This is a genomic window from Paenibacillus sp. FSL R5-0519 (assembly GCF_037974275.1).
Taxonomy (GTDB): domain Bacteria; phylum Bacillota; class Bacilli; order Paenibacillales; family Paenibacillaceae; genus Paenibacillus.
In genome coordinates this window covers 2,772,295-2,789,943 of the sequence record NZ_CP150234.1, presented here as the reverse complement: position 1 = coordinate 2,789,943, position 17,649 = coordinate 2,772,295, and the positions used below count along the sequence as shown (strand labels likewise).

Genomic DNA, 17,649 nt, shown 5'->3' with positions numbered 1-17,649 from the left:
GACCAACCTCCCATTGTATCGTTTCCATATTATGTTGTAAAATGTAATGATACCAATGTTTGTGGATTGTTCACCAGAAAGGAGAACATCATGGCCAATCGGCTCCAGTTACTACTTGCCTCAGATTTCCATAATTTAGGCTCTGCACTTCAAGAAGAAGTGTATTATGAATATTATAATATGGTTCATGGTCTTATCGTTTATATTATCAAGGAGCGTGCTGCAGCAGAAGATATTATTCAGGAAGCTTTTATCAAAATTATTAAAAACAAACCCATTTTCGAAGACGAGGTCAAACTGAAAGCCTGGCTCAAGGTCGTCACACGGAACACCGCTATTAATTATCTGAGAAAAAATAAAAATAACCGTAACCAATTGGATACGGATAGTGTTTTTATAGATATGGAGACGATGAATCAGACAGCAGCTTCCGTGGAAAGTATGGTAGAAACGCAGATGATGGAAGAGTCCATTGAATATTATCTCGGACAGCTCAAACCGGAATACCGTGTACTAGTGGAGTTACGGTGGAAAAAAGGTCTCTCCTACCGAGAGATGGCCGAACTGCTGGATACCTCCGAAGAGATTGTGAAGCAACGCTTGTTCAGAGCCCGCGGCAGTATCAAGAAGAAATTACATAAGGAATGGGGTGGAAGCATTGAGCAAAGGCAAGTCCGATAAGCATGTGGAGCAATTCGATTCCGAGCTAGAAGACGAATATTTCGACGCTGCGTTTGAAATGGCTTTTGATGAGGCTTTCCATCAAGCTGTCTCTGCCCCTTCCGCCTCCCATACCGAATCCATGCAGCAATCCTGGCAGAAGGTACAACGGGAAATTAACAGAATCGGTTTACGTAAAAAAAGAATACGTACCTTACGACTTTCAGTTGTCGTAGCTGCATCGGTGACCATTGGGGCCGTTATTTTCAGCCTGCCGTCCGGTACACAAGCGGTATCCCCATTCGTGCAATCCATCAAGGATTGGGGCAATGGCATGAAATCCATTATCATCGAAGATCGCACGACTCATCTGGGGGCTGATCCGTCAACCGCCAAAACGCCTCCACCACCGGAAACATCATTGGAAGATATTCTTAGATTACAAGAAGAAGACGCTCTTAATACACCTTCGTATGAGTTATCGAGCCACGTGCTTCGTCCAGTGCTTGTTACGGAAGAGATTGCACGTGAAGGGTTCATGGGTGACTTTCTGTTATCCAAGGCCATTCCGGAGCGATTCAACAAAGTGAAATTCGAACTCGTACTCGATACCGAAAACCCTGTGAATCCAGACGATTATTATGAGTCCACCCAAATGAGAGTTCAATATACCAGTGAAGGCAAGAGCATAGAGGAAGAGATTATCCAGTTTGATTATGTCTATGTCATGCCTGGGGAGAAAATTGAAGGAGCCATGCTTCGTGATATGAGCACCGTCAAGCTTGCTGACGGCACAGAAGCACTGATGTATATCGGCCCACCCTATAACTCCTTTCAATGGATGATGGGTTCCAACAATATGAGTCTGTTTGGCACCCTTTCGGAAGAAGAAATGACTGCGATCGCCAACGATTTTCAAGAGCAGAAGTTTCCCGGCAGCACCCGCCGATAAAATCAAAATAACACGGTGTCAGAGACATGTTTACTTGTATCCGTAGTACTTCCATCATACGCTGTATGAATACTGGTAACGCGATAATAATATCCTGGCATAACGGTCCAATCCGATTTGGCATTCAGTAAGTTTGTATTCGTTTCATTGTTGGAACTGGCTTTGAAAGTTACCCATGCTGTTCCTGTCCAGCGCTCAAGTCGATAATCTACGGAAAGTGTCTTCATTGCTGTATAGGTCGTAGTCTTGGTATTCACGATGGCCGAAAGGCCTCCTCCAGGGATAACTGCACCGACCGCCTGATAGATATGTCCACGTTCGCGAGTGTTAGCGAGCGAATGGATGGATGGTTCTGGCGGCGGTGGAGCTGTAAGTGCACCAGAGGACACCTTCATAATCGGGCTTGCAACGGCTGGTTCAGACGTAGGAATAACCAGAAGTGTTGGCACCATGAACAAGGCAACAAGGGTTATTTTTAGTATAGATACTGCACTCTTATTATTCATCTTCCGCATATTGATCCATCCTCCGCTTCTATACTTCATTTTGTGTAAGGGTATAAACGGACGAATCAGGTGACAGGTTTCAAAAAAAATTAGACGCTCCGATTCTATGTCGGCAGCGTCTTTTGTTTTTTTATACATTTTCAAATATGGTGAAACCTAAATTATTCCATCCCGTATGTATTCAGTAATGTAAGTATTGTTGTTCACACCCCAGGAATCATGAGCATGCAAAGAAGCCGTACGATGACCATTCGTCACCATACAGCTTCATTTGTTCGAATTTCGATCTGGCTAAGCGCCTTCTTCTTCAACCAACAGTTCCAGCTTAATCACATTCACTCGGGAAATCCGCTTATGCTCTGTCTCTTGAATGACAAATACATAACCTCCATACTCAACCGATTGACCGACCTCAGGTGGAATGGCATCCACTCTGGAGTATAGCCAACCTCCGATGGTATCGTAATCGGCACGGTCCATCTCCAGTCCGAATCGTTCACTGACTTCTTCAATCAGCATCATGCCATCAATAGAGTATTCCATCTCATCCACTTGCTCAATGGCAGGACGCTCCTGGTCGAATTCATCCTGAATCTCGCCTACGATCTCTTCCATGATATCTTCAAGTGTGACAAGCCCGGAGGTTCCCCCGTATTCATCAATCAGAATCGCAATCTGCGTTTTGCTACGCTGCATACGCTTAAGCAGATCACTGATCAGGGTCGTATCTGGCACAGCCAGGATCGGCCGGATTACGGAGATGGTATCCGTAAGTTGGGATCGCATCAGATCCTTAATGTGAATAAAGCCGATAATATGATCCTTGTCTCCGTTATATACCGGATACCTTGTTCGCATACTCTCACTGGCAATCTCCAGATTTTCCAGCATGGACTGATTGGCATTCAGACAGATCATTTCCGTCCGCGGAATCATAATTTCACGGGCGGTTGTATCCGTAAAATCAAATATATTATCAACAAGTGCTAATTCAGTATTATCAATTAAACCGCTCTTATTGCTTTCTTTCATGAGAATACGTAATTCATCTTCACTATGCGCGTCGTCCATCTCGGAAGCGGGTGCCATTCGGAACAGTCTCAACAAGCCGTTAGCCATACCGTTTAGTCCCCATATGAATGGATACATTAGCTTGTAGAAGAACGTTAGCAAGGCTGCAGACCACAGCGTGATCGTTTCAGACTTTCGAATCGCCATCGTCTTGGGCGCAAGTTCCCCCAGTACAATATGCAGGATTGTAATAATTACAAATGCAATGGCAATAGAGATTCCATGAACATAGACGGGTCCCAGTCCAAATGCGGTAAACATGGGCTCTAGCAAGTGTGCAATTGCGGGTTCTCCCAACCATCCAAGTCCCAGTGAAGCCAGCGTTATGCCTAATTGGCAAGCTGACAGATATGCATCCATATTGCGTATGATATTGGAAGCGTATATTGCATTTTTGTTACCTGTTTCCACCAAAGTCTCAATCCGGCTTCCACGAACTTTCACCATCGCGAATTCCGCCGACACAAAGAAACCATTCATTAATACAAGTAAACCGATCAATACTAAATTTAAAATACTCGGTAAGGGGTCACTCAAATTTTCATCCTATTCGCCGTCATTCTTCGGCAAATAGGTCCACCTCCTTCGAAAATGTAGGATATTAGCCATTCTGCCGCTCATATGCAATTTCAACTTCCCAATGCTTCCACCTCCACCTTGTTCTGTCGAATAACAAAGATATGCTTCTTTTATTATATAATTCTACACTACACAGTCAATCCGTGTCCTATGACAACGAAATGGCACAAACGCCTTTTTTCTTTAACAAAAGTAATGAATACGCTGTTTTTTTAACATTTCGCATAACCTTGATCCAACCAAACCAAAGAGAGTATCGCTCATGCTTCCGCGTGGCTGGATACTCTCCTTAAGCAATTCAGTTATTTCCTCAGATTCTATCCCTTAATTACGATTATTTACGATGTCGACTCCTTGTTTACTACAGTTCCAGAAGCAGAATCCCAGCGCCATCTGGTCTGTTCCCCGCTCGGATTATGCAATCCACCGATCCAGAATTCATCCTGTTTCAGCAGTGCCCAATCGACTTCTCCATTCAATACCTGAATTCCGAGTTCCGTTAGCGACAGGACTCCGTCCCGGAATGTTTCATCATCTTGCTTGAAATTAGGGAAAGTTGTTGCTCCAATCAGTTGAAGCAGAGCATGAGGTCCTTCTGTCATCCGCCTCAGATGTGCCCAGTATTCAAGATCACCCATCCCAAGAATATGCAGCTTGTCCCCTACCTCGCGAAACAAAGGATATGGACGATCTACTCCCGCTCTAACGGTCTCCAGGGTCGTCTGTTCAATGACTCCAAGGCCATTGGATACCGACGGTACACGGGACAAATGCGCCTTAAAGGCAGCTTTTGCGAAGGGTAGCGCAGAAGTATCTGCCTGTAAATAATCCAGATGATGCCGTATATCCGTTGACGTATAGGCTTCCCAGAACTGTGTACCGGCTTGTAGCTCCTTTTTCTCAATCAGATGCCAACTCCCGGACAACCGTTCGATCTGCGAGGAAGTAAGCTGACCCAATCCCCTAAAGTGCTTGATCTCTGGATACGAGTCAATACAAAGCAGATTTAGTTTCGTATTCTGGAGTGCTTGTCCGTTGAAATAATGTAACAGGTAAGATAACATCGTCTGGTCATAGAGATCGTATTCAAACCATAGGACAATCTCTTTATATTGTTGAAACGAATGCAACCTGCGTTCTAGCTCCTCAATCTGCAAGTATTTCGTCTGTGGAATGCCCAATTGCCGTTCCAATACGGATGCCCGATTCTTCCGCTCTTCTGCATCTCCCATATCTTGGACTACCGGTCCAAACGTATATAATTCTCTCCATACGAGGATATCCCCCTCGATTCCACTCTCTCTTAAACGATTGGCAGCGTGGTCCCCATTCATAATGTGTAACAATCCTTTTCCTCCTTCATATAAATCATTGAACATCGAGGCGAGATCTCTCACAGGCATAGAACGCTTAAGTTTGGATCGGGCATCGAACAGTCTTTTCTTTAATGCAGGTACGTTGACCCCGAGGAAATCCGATATTTCCTTAAGCGAGTATCCTTCCAAATAAAACAGTTCAACAGCTATCCGCATCGATGATGGAAGTATTGCAATAGAATCACGCAGCGTACGATTCATTTCGTTTTGCACCGCTTGTTTTTCCGGATTATGCGCCTGATCCTCCTCTTCATGGAAAACATGCTCCAACTCCTGAACGGGAATCATGGTATGCTGCTTGCGTCGTAGCCAGCGATAACACTGCCTCTCCACGATTACCTTGAACCACCCCGGGAAGGCCTCTGGGTCCTCCAGTTTGGACAGACTGCCAAAGGCCTCCGTAAAGGCCTCCTGCACAACATCTTCTGCCCAGAATGGTTCCCCCAGCCGGTGATGGGCTACAGTAAGAGCCATTCCGCGATATTGCGCCATCAGTTGCGCATAAGCTTCGAGTTCGCCCTTCATTGCTCCTTCAATCCATGACTTCAATGCTATGGACTCCCTTCATATAGGCCTGTTGCTTGTTCTGTTCATATATAAGTGCCATCTTTTTATCAAAAGGTTACGTCTGACTCAATTATTTTTGTAATGATTTCGCTTAAATGCTTATGTAAAAAGCCGTCCCGTCCGCGGATCATCTCCACATTCGGGACAGCATAATAAATCAGGATGTGTTAGACATATCCAATCAATTAAAACGGAGAACCACCAATTAGAATCTGCTTGGAGCTTGTGGGTAGTTGCCTACCACGCCCGGATATTGATACAACAATGGCTCATCAAATGTAGCATAGTCGAAATTGACCATCAACAGCATGATCCGTCTTCCAGTCTTCGGGTCGCTGATAATAATATGGTCACGGCCCGCTGCCTCAATAATACCTTGGAATATGCGAGCGTTCCATTCTTTGTTGCCTTCATATGTCATGTAGAACGTGCCGTACTTCCCGAGATTCAGACGCAGAATATTTTCAATGTACGATTGCTCAAATTGAGGAGCCGTTGTCGTAACCACAGCACCCGAGGGAGTCATTGGACTTCCGCTGGATACGAGTGGCGGTACACTAGTTGAGCTAGGGGATACCATTCCTGGCGTTGGTGACATGCTAGGCATGCTGTTACCAATTTTGTAAGATGTACCTTGAACCTGAGAGTTGGCTTGTTGACCCAACACAGAATTCGCTTGCTGGCCCAATACGGAATTCGCTTGCTGACCCATCGTTTGAGTCGTAGGTTGATACGGTTGATTAATCATAGTGATTCCTCCCCAAATTTAATAGACTTCCGGACAGTCGTCGCCTGTCGGACTGAAGAAACAATGTGCTTTGAAACGTCCTGTATTTTGCTGGTTATACCACGTATCCGGACAGTCGCCCACAGGTCGAAAAAACCACAATGAATTGCTGGCTGGCCAAAACCGTTCTCCATTAATTACACGTTGTGCCAGACGAATCTCGGATTGTCTCGCCCGTTGGTAGAAGTAACCCTTCTGTGTTGACTCGAAGCCTCCGGGGTTCTGAAATACCATGCGGTTGATGTCACGAATATCTTTGAAGTCCAGACAATCCACCAGCACCCGGTTCACACCTACATTACCTACAAGCAGCATGCCTTGTTCGCCGTCACCTTCAGCCTCCGCCCTCAGCAGCCTAGCCAGCAGCTTGACGTCCTCTGAGTTGGCTTTAATAACAGCCATAGTCTGTTTCCTCCTTTGTTTCAGCTGTTCATCACCGTACATCGTATTGTGCAGGAGCCCATTCGGTGACACGATTCCATCTTTTTTCCATAAAAAAAAGCCCGGAACCCCACCCAAGGTGAAGTCCCGAAGCAATTCGTTTCTTATAATACTCGCCGGTTTAAGGCTTGGCTTCAATCCAATAATCATAGGCATGTACAATGTTGCCCTGGTAAGCCTGATGTTCGGCCAGCAGATCGGGAAGCTTGGCGAGCTGAAGTTCCATCTCTGCTGCCCCTTTCTCATAAAAAGAAATATGCTGACCTTCATGGTTCTGCTTCATTTCTACCGAAATCATTAACCTTTTGCCCAGACGATCTGCAATCTCCATCTCCTGACTCACAACAGCAGCAATGCCATTGGACCCTTCTGCCTGATTACGGAATGCCATCATCGACACATGATCAAGTGTATCAATCATAAACTCTGTCACAGACATGTCTTTTCCCGGCAACGGGAAGGTATCCAGCCATACAGCAAGGTCTGCACTTGTTTCGAGATCACTGTCCTTCTTCGTTTCTTCCTGGAAAAATGTAATGTTGGCTGCCCATTCGGTCAACAGGGTGTCCCGATTATTCTCCCATTCCGGCAAAGTGTAAGGTTCAATATCCAGATGGATACCTTCAAATCGTTCATCCGGCTCGGATTCCGCATTATAGTTTTTCACATAATCAATCAGGCGCTGAATGCGTGGACGGTTTTCCTTTTTGCCCCAGATCGGATGTCCACCCATCGCATGGATCTCAATACCCTGCGCTTTTGCCCGTTTCACAAAACTGCGGTAACTCGAATACGGTTGATCCAGATCTAACCGAACATACAACCAGTTAATATTTTGCTCTCTCGCAAACTCTAGTATGTGCTCTCCCCCGTCATTCGTCACCTGAGAGGCCTCCCAGATATACGTCCCCCGAATCTCGGGTTGATTGGCTGGAATCTCCGGTAATGGCAGTTCTGACGGCTCCAGTTGTCCCCAGTATACGATGTCATGTACAGCAGAACCGGCGTATGAAGTATGTTCACTGAATGCGGAGGCAACTTCTTCAATAACGCTTTCCAGCTGCGCTGCACCTTTACCAGCAAAAGTCGTGAATTCCTCGCCAGGCATCGGTTTGGTGTTCAACCCAACCGTTACACTCACATTGCTGGCGTCGGCCCAGTTCATTTCCTGTTCAATTAAACGTATGATACCGTTGTTTCCTTGTGCGTTATCACGGTAAGCGAGTAAAGTGACATGATCCACTTGTTCGATGAACCAACGTGACAATGGTTCGTTATCTGCATCCTGCGAAACTCTATTTCCTGTGATGGTATAGGAATCCAGCCAAAATGGCAGGTCCATATTCACGGCAACCGCGCCATTCTGTCTCACTTGCTCAAATAACAGATTCATATTGGCCACCCAGGATTGTATCAGTGGTTTGGCATCTTCCTGCCAAGCTGGTAACACATAGGGCTTGATATCCAGATGTATGGCATCAAATTGCTCGTTGGGCTCAGCAGCCTGATTGTAGTCACTTACCCAGGAAGCTAATCTGAGCATGGGGCCTTCACGACCACTAACTGCCCAGGATGGATCGCCTCCTAGCGCTTCAACCGCGATACCTGCACGGCTGGCTTTGGCTATAAACGTCTGGTATACCTCCTTGGACAACGTCATGTCTACATTTACGTATAGCCTGCTTATCTTATGTCTAGCTGCATTGGCCAACAGCTCATCTCCGTTGCTAACAGACTGTGCCTGCCATACCCAGGCCGCCCGTATATCCGCGCCGTCAGCTTCAGCAGGTGACTCATTCCCTATCATTATCATCCCTCCGATCAGCAGTAACAGCCAAAATACCTTCCGGGATTGTTTCCCGAACATATACTCCCTCCATTCCTCTACGGTTGTAAAATCACATTTATTATAGCAACCGAGTTATCAAAAACAAATAAGCCCAAGTGCTTAACTTGGGCTTATTACTCTTAAGTTGGTATAGTGGCGGGCTCGCCCGGATCGATCCCGGTTCTAGTCCTCATATATCATTTTTCGGGTCATGCCTCCATCAATAACGAGGTTGGTCCCTGTGACAAAGGTATTGCTTGGATCAGATAAATATAGACAAGCACGGGAGATATCCGAAGGAACACCCACTCGCCCGGATGGATGCTGTTCATGATCCTCCTTCTTCAATTTCTCCACGTCACCCGTCTCAATCCATCCCGGACTGATACAATTGACCCGAATTTGGTCTTTACCCAGTGAGACCGCCAGGGCATGCGTGAGAGCTACTATCGCTCCTTTGGATGCGGCATAAGCTTCGGTATCCGGCTCAGACATCAGTGCACGTGTAGAAGCCATGTTGATAATGGCACCCCCGTGCTCATTGCTTTTCATATGTTTGGCTGCTTCCCGACTTGCCAAAAAGCAACTTCTCACATTTGTATTGAGTACATCGTCCCATTCTTCCAGCGTTAGCTCATAGGGGGACTTCCATTTGGCGAGTCCTGCATTATTCACCAACACATCAATTTGATTGAACTCTTCCACGGTTGTGCGAAAAAGGTTCGTAATGTCCCGCTCAATCCGAACATCACATTGGACAAAAATGGCTTCTCCACCTTCATTACGAATGGAAGCCGCAGCTGCCGCACCCTCCGCTTCCTGGTAGTCAGCAAGTACAACTTTGGCACCGGCGACCGCGTAAGCCTCAGCCACACTCCGTCCAATTCCCTGTGCCGCACCGGTTACAACAACTACCTGATCTGTAAATGACATGTTCATTGCCTCCTCTATGGTAATGATCCTTTGATCATAATCTCAGTATGCCTCTTCTTATATAAATACACGTTAAAGCCATTAAGAAACGCTTGTCCAGCAAATAATCAAAAAAAGCTCACGCCATCCTGGCGCAAGCTGCTTAGTTTAACCCCGTAAGCGTTCGGAATACACACGATTATATCGCTCGAAGCCTACATAACGCGTTCCTTTAAACGAGAGCCGTCCTTCGTCTCCCTCAGCACACAAACCATACTCTTCGCCACTCACTTTGAATTCGAGTCGATCTCCACTCTCCACTTCAAAGGTGACGTAGTATAACGTTCGTGCTGTACTGCCTGGTTCAGATTGCGTCTGGCTCAACTTCATCCGTCTGCTGGTGATTCGTGAAGGCACGGTCAACAGCGGCTCCGAGTTGTTGCGTCCCCACCTCCATACCTCTTTTCCCATCGACAGAAGGACTATACCTATAATCAGAACAAATACAACCGGAAAGACGGTTCCAAACAAATCAAACATCCAGGATGATTCAATGCCCATGTCTCTCCCTCCGTTCATACAACTTAGGACAGCCGGAGTCTTGACCCGTCTCCTGTAATGTATATGCGGACGGACACGGAACTTGTTAACCCGATTAAATATTTGAACAATTAAATCTGTGCCGGATGTACCACGATATATGAGTTTTGACAAAAGGGCAACCATGACCTCCATACCGTGTTGAGTTCATTGATGCTGATTTTTCGGTTGTAATACTCTTCATCACAATTAACCTTGTGATCTAACGATTCTGCCAAGTAAAAATGCGTTTCATCATAACCAACAACGGGAACAAAATGCAAGTAACGTTGTTTGGCATGGACTTTAATAAATAAAATAACAGGCACTCCTTGGCTGATCTGTTGCTTCAACGTATTCACATTACCGCGTAAGTACATTGCCTGGTATCCTAGCTTTCTAAAAAAAACAACAACCGCTTTCGGATATACGGTTCCATCCAGCAATTTGCGTGGATAGGATTCATAAAGCTTAGTTCCGTTGGACTCCGAACCGAAATGTCTCAAGACGAACGCACTGGAAAATGCAGCACATTCATTATTCTTTTGCATATCCAGTTGATTGGAAGATTGAATGTAATATGTACTTGGCACATTGACGCTGTTCATGCGATCTTTCTTGGGAAAACTGAAATAGATAGAGATCACCCATAGGATAATCAACCAAAGTAATACATTGAGAAACAATCCGTGCCCTCCTTCGCTTAGCAGACAATATGCTCTTCCGATTAAGTATCCCATTCACCAGATAACAGACTATAAGTCACTATATTCTCGTAATGATCATAAACCCATTGAGCTTCTCGCGATATACCCTCATTTGTAAATCCAATTTTCTCTGGTATAGCTCTGCTTTTAAAATTGTTTTCTGCACATTGTATGATCACACGATTTAACTTCAACTCGTTAAAGAGATATTTAAGCAATTGTTCTATTGATTGGGTAATGATTCCTTTGCCCTGTGCTGACTCAGCTAAAAAATATCCAATGCTCGTTGCTCTATTGTTCCAATCAATATAGTGCAACCCTAACATCCCGACCAATTGTCCATTAAACCATATTCCGGAATCAAAACCGTTTCGCTCTTCATAATTACGTGTCCATAACTCTATTACAGAATCTAAATCTTGGGGCGATTGCCGTTTATCAACCCAGAGTAACCACGTTCTCAAGTGCTTTCTATTCTCATCTATTAATGCATACAACACATCTCGATCTTGAGATTCGATCAGCTTTAATACAATAGATTCATTTACTTGAAAAGGTAACATCTGTTCCTCCCACTCAATCTAACTATCAGGTTATTTTAGGTGTTCATTCCTCGCACCAGTTTTTTAGAACCCATTCTTTGATCTGTTCAGCTACTTCCTCTGCTGTAAGTTCTGCCGTTTCGATTTTTTTTGCATGGGCGGGTCAAATGCAGTTTCCGAATTCTGGAGTAGCCAATTTGCAAAATTCTTGTGATCTTCGATCGAGTTCTCATCCCACCCACGAGCTCTTAAACGCGTCTCGCGAGTAACGTCGTCACAATGCAAATTCATATATAGAATCTGATCAAATCGATCGATGTAGTCGGACGATGCAATGTTTTTCGGCACCATCGTTCCGCATAAAACGGTTCCTCGTCCACTTAGGGATATGCTATACGCAATCCTCAACCAATTCTCTTTGGCAATCTGCCAATCCACGTTATCGATGATATCCATATCAAAGACGTCAAATTCGGGAAGCTGCTTGCGAACAAGCGAGGAGATCGTTGTTTTTCCTGTTCCACTTGCGCCTGTCACTATAAATAAAGGTAATTTTCTCATAACTAGCTCCTTTAAATACATACATTTTAATTAATTACGTTCTCCATTGATCTGCTTTCAATCCATAGATAATTCTGTTTAGATAAACACCGTTAATATATTCGTAATCTCTTAATTCACCCTCATGTTGAAAGCCTAATTTTTCAGGAATTGCGCGGCTTTTGAAATTATCTGTCGCTACGCCAATTTCAACTTTATTTAATTCAAGTTCATTAAAAGCGTAATCAATTAGCATTTTAATCGATTTTGTAATAAGTCCTCTACCTTCATATTCCTTACCTAGCCAATATCCTATTTCAGTTTTCTTGTTTTCTTGATCAATGTATAAGTAGCCAATAGAACCAGCAAGCTCGTCTTCACACCAGATTCCTAGCCAATAACCATCATCTTCAGCATATCGTATACGTGTTCTCTTGATGAAGGATCTTGAATCATCTTCTGTTAATGTCATATTGGGGAACTTCAACCATGCTCCTATATGATCCCTGTTTCGATCGATCAGATTATATAATTGGGGTGCATCTTTCATTGCCAATAGCGATACATAGGTAGCAGTATCCAATTGATATTTAAACATAGTCCACTCTCCGATTCATTTATTTATCGTTTTCTTGCTTTAATCACAAAGGTAACAGGTAACATCTTCGCTCTTTTATGGAGATTATCGTTATGATCATGTAATTGCATGATATCCTCATCGGATTCTTCGATCATGTGTTCAATGACAAATCCCGCTTTCGCCAAAGCATTGATATAGGTTGATATTTGACGATCGGCTAAAGTTAATTCACCCTGAACAAAATCAGGAGATACCGCATACCACGATTCATCAGCATATGGCTTATGAAAAACAAATCTGTCGTTTTCTTCAACGACACATCTATGAATTGGATGAGACCAACTGAAAGTAAAAATGCCATCTTTCTTTAAATAAGAAGCGATTCGGCTGAAAGTACCTTGAAGATCAGTGGTCCAACCGATGGCATAAATTGAATACACAGCATCAAAATAATTCGTAGGAATACCACATTCCTCTTCCATGGGTGAACATATCAATGTTGCCGAAATACCGTGTGTCCTCAAGTGTTGTTGTGTCTTTTCTATCTGTTTCTGTGATATATCCATACCCCACAGTTCACCAGCATTGTGATCCCCATGATACTGCAAGGATTGGCCATCTCCACAGCCCACCTCTAACATTTTTAATCCTGAGACATCCCCAAATAGTTGGTGTTTTTCTTCTGATATGAATGCTCCATAATGCGGAAGCACGATTGCTCTCAAATAATCATTCCCTCTTGTATCCCAATAGAAGCTGTTTGTTTCATAAACACTTTTCTTGTTCATCTGTTAGCCTCCCATTTATAAACTACATCCAGAACATCACTTGTTACCCTCGTTGAAATATGTAATCTCATTTCCGGAAACATTAAATATTACTCTTATCACTGAACTCAATACAAAAAGGTTGCATCTCAGGGTTTAAACAAACCTCTATTCTTTCTCTGAAGTTTTTCCATTCGACTTTTAGAATGGCTTCTTCAATTGGAAAGAAACCAGAGTCTAAACTCTCCGATGATGTCGTTAATTCCCCACCTATTGGTTTGGCTAAAAATAATGTGTTACATATTGAATTTTCGATATTCTGAAAGATGCCGCAGAATTTGATGATTTCAATGTCGATGCCAGATTCTTCTTTCGTCTCTCTAATTGCAGCTTGACTAAGAGATTCCCCTTCTTCGACTTGACCACCCGGCATTTCCCATCCTCTTCGTGGGCCTCTAATAAGTAATAATTCATTTTTGTCGTTGATCACGATTGCAGCGGCAGATACGATATGTTTTGGAGGGCTCATTTGTTTTACTCCTTCTATAGAGATTGATATACGTTGGAATATAATAATATAAAACCAGACTAAAAGAAGTTATATATCCCGTCTTCAAAATAATTGTATTCTTCATCCGTTATTCTTAACTTTCCATAACCGTTATAAAATATTTCTTTATCTCTTTCATTATCAAACGCATTAGGTTTCGGTCTAATGGCTAATGCTACATCATATCTTGGATCGCCATATGCCGCCCCTGCCCAGTCAATAACGCCAACAATATTACCATCATTAACTAGCACATTATCTATAGTAAAATCTCCATGAATGAAAGTGTGATCTATTGGTTCTGGTCTTGCTTCTTTCAACTGTTGAAGTGGTTCTGCTGAGCCATCTACCGCAAAATGAGTTAGATTATATTCTGCTTTGCTAAGCATTGTATCTAACCAGGGACTGTTATTGTTCAATAATTCAACAGGACAAGAACATTCATGTATTCTCTTTAAACAAAGCCCAAAGTTGAAAATCGCTTTTTCTTTACTTTCAAGGTCAGGCATTGTAGAGAGAAATTCTCTTAAACTTATTCCGTCAATATAATCCATCAGAAGCCATCTCGATGTCTCCTCCATATGAAACGAATATACCTTTGGAACAGGGAGTCCCGAATGATGAAGGTATTGAAGCACCTGATGTTCATCGGATAACCATTCATTATAAAGAGCGTTTTCTGTCTTCTTGATGATGTACTTTTGGTCGAACGTATCCAGAATAGCCACAGTAGAAGTATGACCTTGCTTAGGAAAAGTGATTTTCTGAATTTTCCCTATATGTTCTCTGATTTCAATGGGGAGATCCTTAATATTCATGGCTTCATCCTTCCTGTTATTTCGTACCTTTATCTCAAATTCCACATTTTGAGTAAATTACCTTAATTATTTCTATAATAACCCATGCTACAATAATTGCGAAGTGAATTTAAGAGCGCACATATTTATCAACAAATCAAAAAGAACACTCCCGCAGGAGCGTTCTCCGTGAATCTTTAGTCTAAGCGTACATCATGTCCATCTTTACTATAATTTCCGCTCACTTACGTTTGTAGTTGTACAAGTTGATTTATTACTTCCCATCCGAGTTCTAGTTATTGTGACAACACCCCGCAGCTCACTGGCTTTTTAATCTGGCTGAGTTAAAGGCAGTGATAGTTGTGTCTCATCTATTATTTTGAACAAGCATTGTATTAAAGAGCCAGCGAAAATTCCATTTGAAATACTGCACTAAATGCCAATCTTCATAGCCACTTAACACACCTTTATTTAACCAGTAAGACTCTGGTTTTCCGCTCGTCACAGCTTCAGACACATAAGCCATCGTTTTTTCTAAAAAGCGAATGACATCTAAAATTTTATCTGAAGTGGTCACATCTCCATGCCCCGGGATTACAGTATCTACCTTCAGATCTTTTTGAATGCGTCTAAGGATGCGTATCCAAGCATGTGGATTACCATATGGCATGACCGGAATTGTCTTATTGGTTATTAAATCACCAGCAATCAAGGTTCGTTCTTCAGGCACATATACAACTGCATCGCTCAAAGAATGACCGCCGCCGTAAGAAATAACTTCAACAGTGCGTTTTGCTCCTTTAATAACTAGTTTATCGTCAAAAGTTATCGTGGGTATCACCCTACGAAGGGAAGGGACAGCATTATACAAGGCTCTCTGCACGGAAAGATCATAGCCAATTTCGGTTAACATGTGCGAATCTTTTTCTAGTGAACTTACTTGATGCAGGCTATTTATTAACTTCTGAATATTTTGCTGCATAAGATCAACATTCACTTTACCCATTTCAGATAGTAAATCTCTGGTCCAAACGGTAGATATAAAATCACTTTCCATGAATTCCTGATTGCCGTTGACATGATCTCCATGGAAATGAGTATTGATCACATATTTAATTGGTTTATTCGTTAATTCTTCTGCGGTTTGACGTAACAAAGCCCCAGATTGCGGTAGATTAGTCGTGTCCACAACAACGGCCAGATCCCCCATGTCAATAATGGCCGCATTCCCCAGAGAACCACTGCTAGGTACTGAAATAGCCCCCCAGATACCTTCAGCTGCTTGTTGAATTGTGAAATATTTGTTGTTCATTATTTATTCCTCCATCAAAATAGTTTGAAACCATTGCTTTTACCTTTATGGCGTTTTGTTTTCATCTATGTTAATTAGCAACTTTAGCTTACAACTTAGAGTCAACTAGAAATCAAGTACAAATTTCTGAAATGAAGTTAGAGGGGAAAATACCAACTTCGAGCTGACTTAAAGATGTATAATTGTTTTATATTTTGGTTTAGAAAAAAAGGAGTGACACATAAAACAATGCTTACTATAAGCCATGTATCAGAAAGAACGGGGTTAACTCCTTATACGATTCGCTATTATGAGAAAATTGGTGTGCTTCAGGAACCAAATCGAACAAATGGAAGGACACGTACTTATACCGAAAGTGAGGTTTCATATATACAATGTTTAGTTAGATTGAAAAAATTGGGATTGTCGCTTGATGAAATTACAGAATTTACTCGTGACGGATGTGTACTGGATAAAATTCAACAGGGAGAAGAACTTGCTAAATTCACTCCAGCCTTACACATACGGATAGAAATTCTTGAGAAGCATCTAGTGGAGCTGGAATCCAAGCGGCATGAGCTTGAGTGCATGATTTCCCTTGCAAACGAGAAGTTAACCCTGTACCACAAACTAATACAACGAAGCAGCTGATCAAAATGATCGGCTGCTTCTGTTCAACTAAAGAGCAGGGAAATACCGGTAAATGCCGAAATTATCATGTAATAATGGTTAATAGGAGGTACGCGATGCAAGGAAGAGAACTACATGTTTATCACATTGTAACAAGAAAAAAGATGGATATAGGCCAAATCATTAACGCTGACAAAAACCAAAAAAACACCTTGTATCACTTCTTTTCTAAAAGGAACAGTTGAATTCCAAAGGTGAAGACTTTATTCAAATCTTGAACGATCATTATACTAATGAAGGTTTGAGGTTGGACAAAGAGAATGCAGATGTAGCTATTCATTATGTGGAGCAAACATCAGAGCTATTAGAGAAGTGATCGTTGAAATGGTTAGAATGCAAGAATATCCAGAGTATCCTTCACAATTGTCTTGCTTATACGCTGCGAAAAACTATCAAGAAGCTTTGAAATGGAAAGAACTTTTTGATTCTTTCAATAGAAAGGTTTTACAAATAGTTAAACTTCGGGTTATTGGGGCTATCTTTGAAGGTGACGGACGCCTTTTACCCAAGGAAGAAGGTATGCCTTTCTAAGAAAAAATTGAACAAGCTAGAGAATATTGGAAAGGCAATATAAATAACGAACTTCCTGAGCTGTTAATTAACGGAAGAATTGAAGTGGTAGAAATTATTGATGAATTCTCCACTTAATCTTACGAAACGCTTCAACATCTATTAAGCTGACTTAAGAACGTTAGTACAATGGATTCGTGGACAGAAATGATCTATATTCCTTGCCAAGGACACTTGCAAAAATGATAACTTAAGGCTTGTACTGTGAATTGCACGTAGGTAAATAAACAAACAACCGGTACTCCCTGCTTGTTTGTACGGAGTTAAACCTTAGTAAAGGATTCAAACTGTTTCACTAACTATGCTTGGGTTGAATGAGCAATGTATTGTTCTGTACTAATAAGACGTTCAATCAGT

General features: G+C 42.6%; 19 protein-coding genes and 1 pseudogene. 4 read left to right on the top strand and 16 right to left on the bottom strand.

The window, feature by feature from the left end:
* Nucleotides 1–90 precede the first annotated feature (90 nt).
* On the top strand, nt 91–681 hold the full coding sequence (locus MKY73_RS12880; RefSeq protein WP_339234332.1) for a sigma-70 family RNA polymerase sigma factor: 591 nt from the start codon (nt 91–93) through the stop codon (nt 679–681).
* Nucleotides 659–1,612, top strand: a complete 954-nt coding sequence (locus MKY73_RS12875) for a hypothetical protein (RefSeq protein WP_339307883.1) — start codon at nt 659–661, stop codon at nt 1,610–1,612. The genes MKY73_RS12880 and MKY73_RS12875 overlap by 23 nt, the downstream gene beginning before the upstream one ends.
* A gap of 2 nt (nt 1,613–1,614) precedes the next feature.
* On the opposite strand, the gene MKY73_RS12870 is transcribed toward MKY73_RS12875, so the two are convergent.
* The 16 genes from MKY73_RS12870 to MKY73_RS12795 form a co-directional block, all read right to left on the bottom strand.
* Nucleotides 1,615–2,127 carry a hypothetical protein gene (locus MKY73_RS12870; protein WP_339307882.1) on the bottom strand — a complete coding sequence of 171 codons (513 nt, stop codon included), beginning with the start codon at nt 2,125–2,127 and terminating at the stop codon, nt 1,615–1,617.
* A gap of 282 nt (nt 2,128–2,409) precedes the next feature.
* Nucleotides 2,410–3,726, bottom strand: a complete 1,317-nt coding sequence (locus MKY73_RS12865; RefSeq protein WP_339307881.1) for a hemolysin family protein — start codon at nt 3,724–3,726, stop codon at nt 2,410–2,412.
* Nucleotides 3,727–4,106: 380 nt separating this feature from the next.
* On the bottom strand, nt 4,107–5,693 hold the full coding sequence (locus tag MKY73_RS12860; protein WP_339307880.1) for a sigma-70 family RNA polymerase sigma factor: 1,587 nt from the start codon (nt 5,691–5,693) through the stop codon (nt 4,107–4,109).
* Nucleotides 5,694–5,916: 223 nt separating this feature from the next.
* Nucleotides 5,917–6,318 carry a spore coat protein GerQ gene (gene gerQ / locus MKY73_RS12855; protein ID WP_339243111.1) on the bottom strand — a complete coding sequence of 134 codons (402 nt, stop codon included), beginning with the start codon at nt 6,316–6,318 and terminating at the stop codon, nt 5,917–5,919.
* A 159-nt stretch (nt 6,319–6,477) separates the two neighbouring features.
* Nucleotides 6,478–6,900: a cell wall hydrolase gene (locus tag MKY73_RS12850; protein WP_278294688.1), complete on the bottom strand. Its 423-nt coding sequence runs from the start codon at nt 6,898–6,900 to the stop codon at nt 6,478–6,480.
* Between the two features lie 160 nt (nt 6,901–7,060).
* Entirely contained in the window at nt 7,061–8,746 is a 1,686-nt protein-coding gene (locus MKY73_RS12845; protein WP_339307879.1) for a hypothetical protein, read from the bottom strand.
* A gap of 204 nt (nt 8,747–8,950) precedes the next feature.
* Nucleotides 8,951–9,700, bottom strand: coding sequence for a glucose 1-dehydrogenase (locus MKY73_RS12840; RefSeq protein WP_339307877.1), 750 nt, complete (start codon nt 9,698–9,700; stop codon nt 8,951–8,953).
* Between the two features lie 147 nt (nt 9,701–9,847).
* Nucleotides 9,848–10,240, bottom strand: coding sequence for a DUF2500 domain-containing protein (locus tag MKY73_RS12835; RefSeq protein ID WP_339307876.1), 393 nt, complete (start codon nt 10,238–10,240; stop codon nt 9,848–9,850).
* A 110-nt stretch (nt 10,241–10,350) separates the two neighbouring features.
* The gene (locus MKY73_RS12830; RefSeq protein ID WP_339307874.1) at nt 10,351–10,944 is read right to left on the bottom strand and encodes a C39 family peptidase; all 594 of its coding nucleotides are present in this window, start codon (nt 10,942–10,944) and stop codon (nt 10,351–10,353) included.
* Between the two features lie 41 nt (nt 10,945–10,985).
* Entirely contained in the window at nt 10,986–11,528 is a 543-nt protein-coding gene (locus MKY73_RS12825; protein WP_339307873.1) for a GNAT family protein, read from the bottom strand.
* A 90-nt stretch (nt 11,529–11,618) separates the two neighbouring features.
* Entirely contained in the window at nt 11,619–12,068 is a 450-nt protein-coding gene (locus tag MKY73_RS12820; RefSeq protein WP_339307871.1) for an AAA family ATPase, read from the bottom strand.
* A 34-nt stretch (nt 12,069–12,102) separates the two neighbouring features.
* A complete protein-coding gene (locus MKY73_RS12815) occupies nt 12,103–12,645 on the bottom strand; it encodes a GNAT family protein (protein WP_339307869.1) in 543 nt (180 codons plus the stop codon).
* Nucleotides 12,646–12,668: 23 nt separating this feature from the next.
* Complete coding sequence (locus MKY73_RS12810) at nt 12,669–13,415, bottom strand: class I SAM-dependent methyltransferase (protein ID WP_339307867.1); 747 nt, start codon at nt 13,413–13,415, stop codon at nt 12,669–12,671.
* 82 nt (nt 13,416–13,497) lie between these two features.
* Complete coding sequence (locus tag MKY73_RS12805) at nt 13,498–13,923, bottom strand: NUDIX hydrolase (RefSeq protein WP_339234368.1); 426 nt, start codon at nt 13,921–13,923, stop codon at nt 13,498–13,500.
* Between the two features lie 59 nt (nt 13,924–13,982).
* Nucleotides 13,983–14,762 (bottom strand): phosphotransferase, encoded by a 780-nt coding sequence (locus MKY73_RS12800; RefSeq protein WP_339307866.1) that lies wholly within the window; start codon nt 14,760–14,762, stop codon nt 13,983–13,985.
* 346 nt (nt 14,763–15,108) lie between these two features.
* Nucleotides 15,109–16,053 (bottom strand): MBL fold metallo-hydrolase, encoded by a 945-nt coding sequence (locus tag MKY73_RS12795; protein ID WP_339307864.1) that lies wholly within the window; start codon nt 16,051–16,053, stop codon nt 15,109–15,111.
* Nucleotides 16,054–16,281: 228 nt separating this feature from the next.
* Between MKY73_RS12795 and MKY73_RS12790 the strand changes: the two genes are divergently transcribed.
* Both MKY73_RS12790 and MKY73_RS12785 read left to right on the top strand, forming a co-directional pair.
* Nucleotides 16,282–16,683 (top strand): MerR family transcriptional regulator, encoded by a 402-nt coding sequence (locus MKY73_RS12790; protein WP_339307862.1) that lies wholly within the window; start codon nt 16,282–16,284, stop codon nt 16,681–16,683.
* A gap of 95 nt (nt 16,684–16,778) precedes the next feature.
* Nucleotides 16,779–17,370: pseudogene (locus MKY73_RS12785) on the top strand (DUF2441 domain-containing protein).
* Nucleotides 17,371–17,649: the final 279 nt, after the last annotated feature.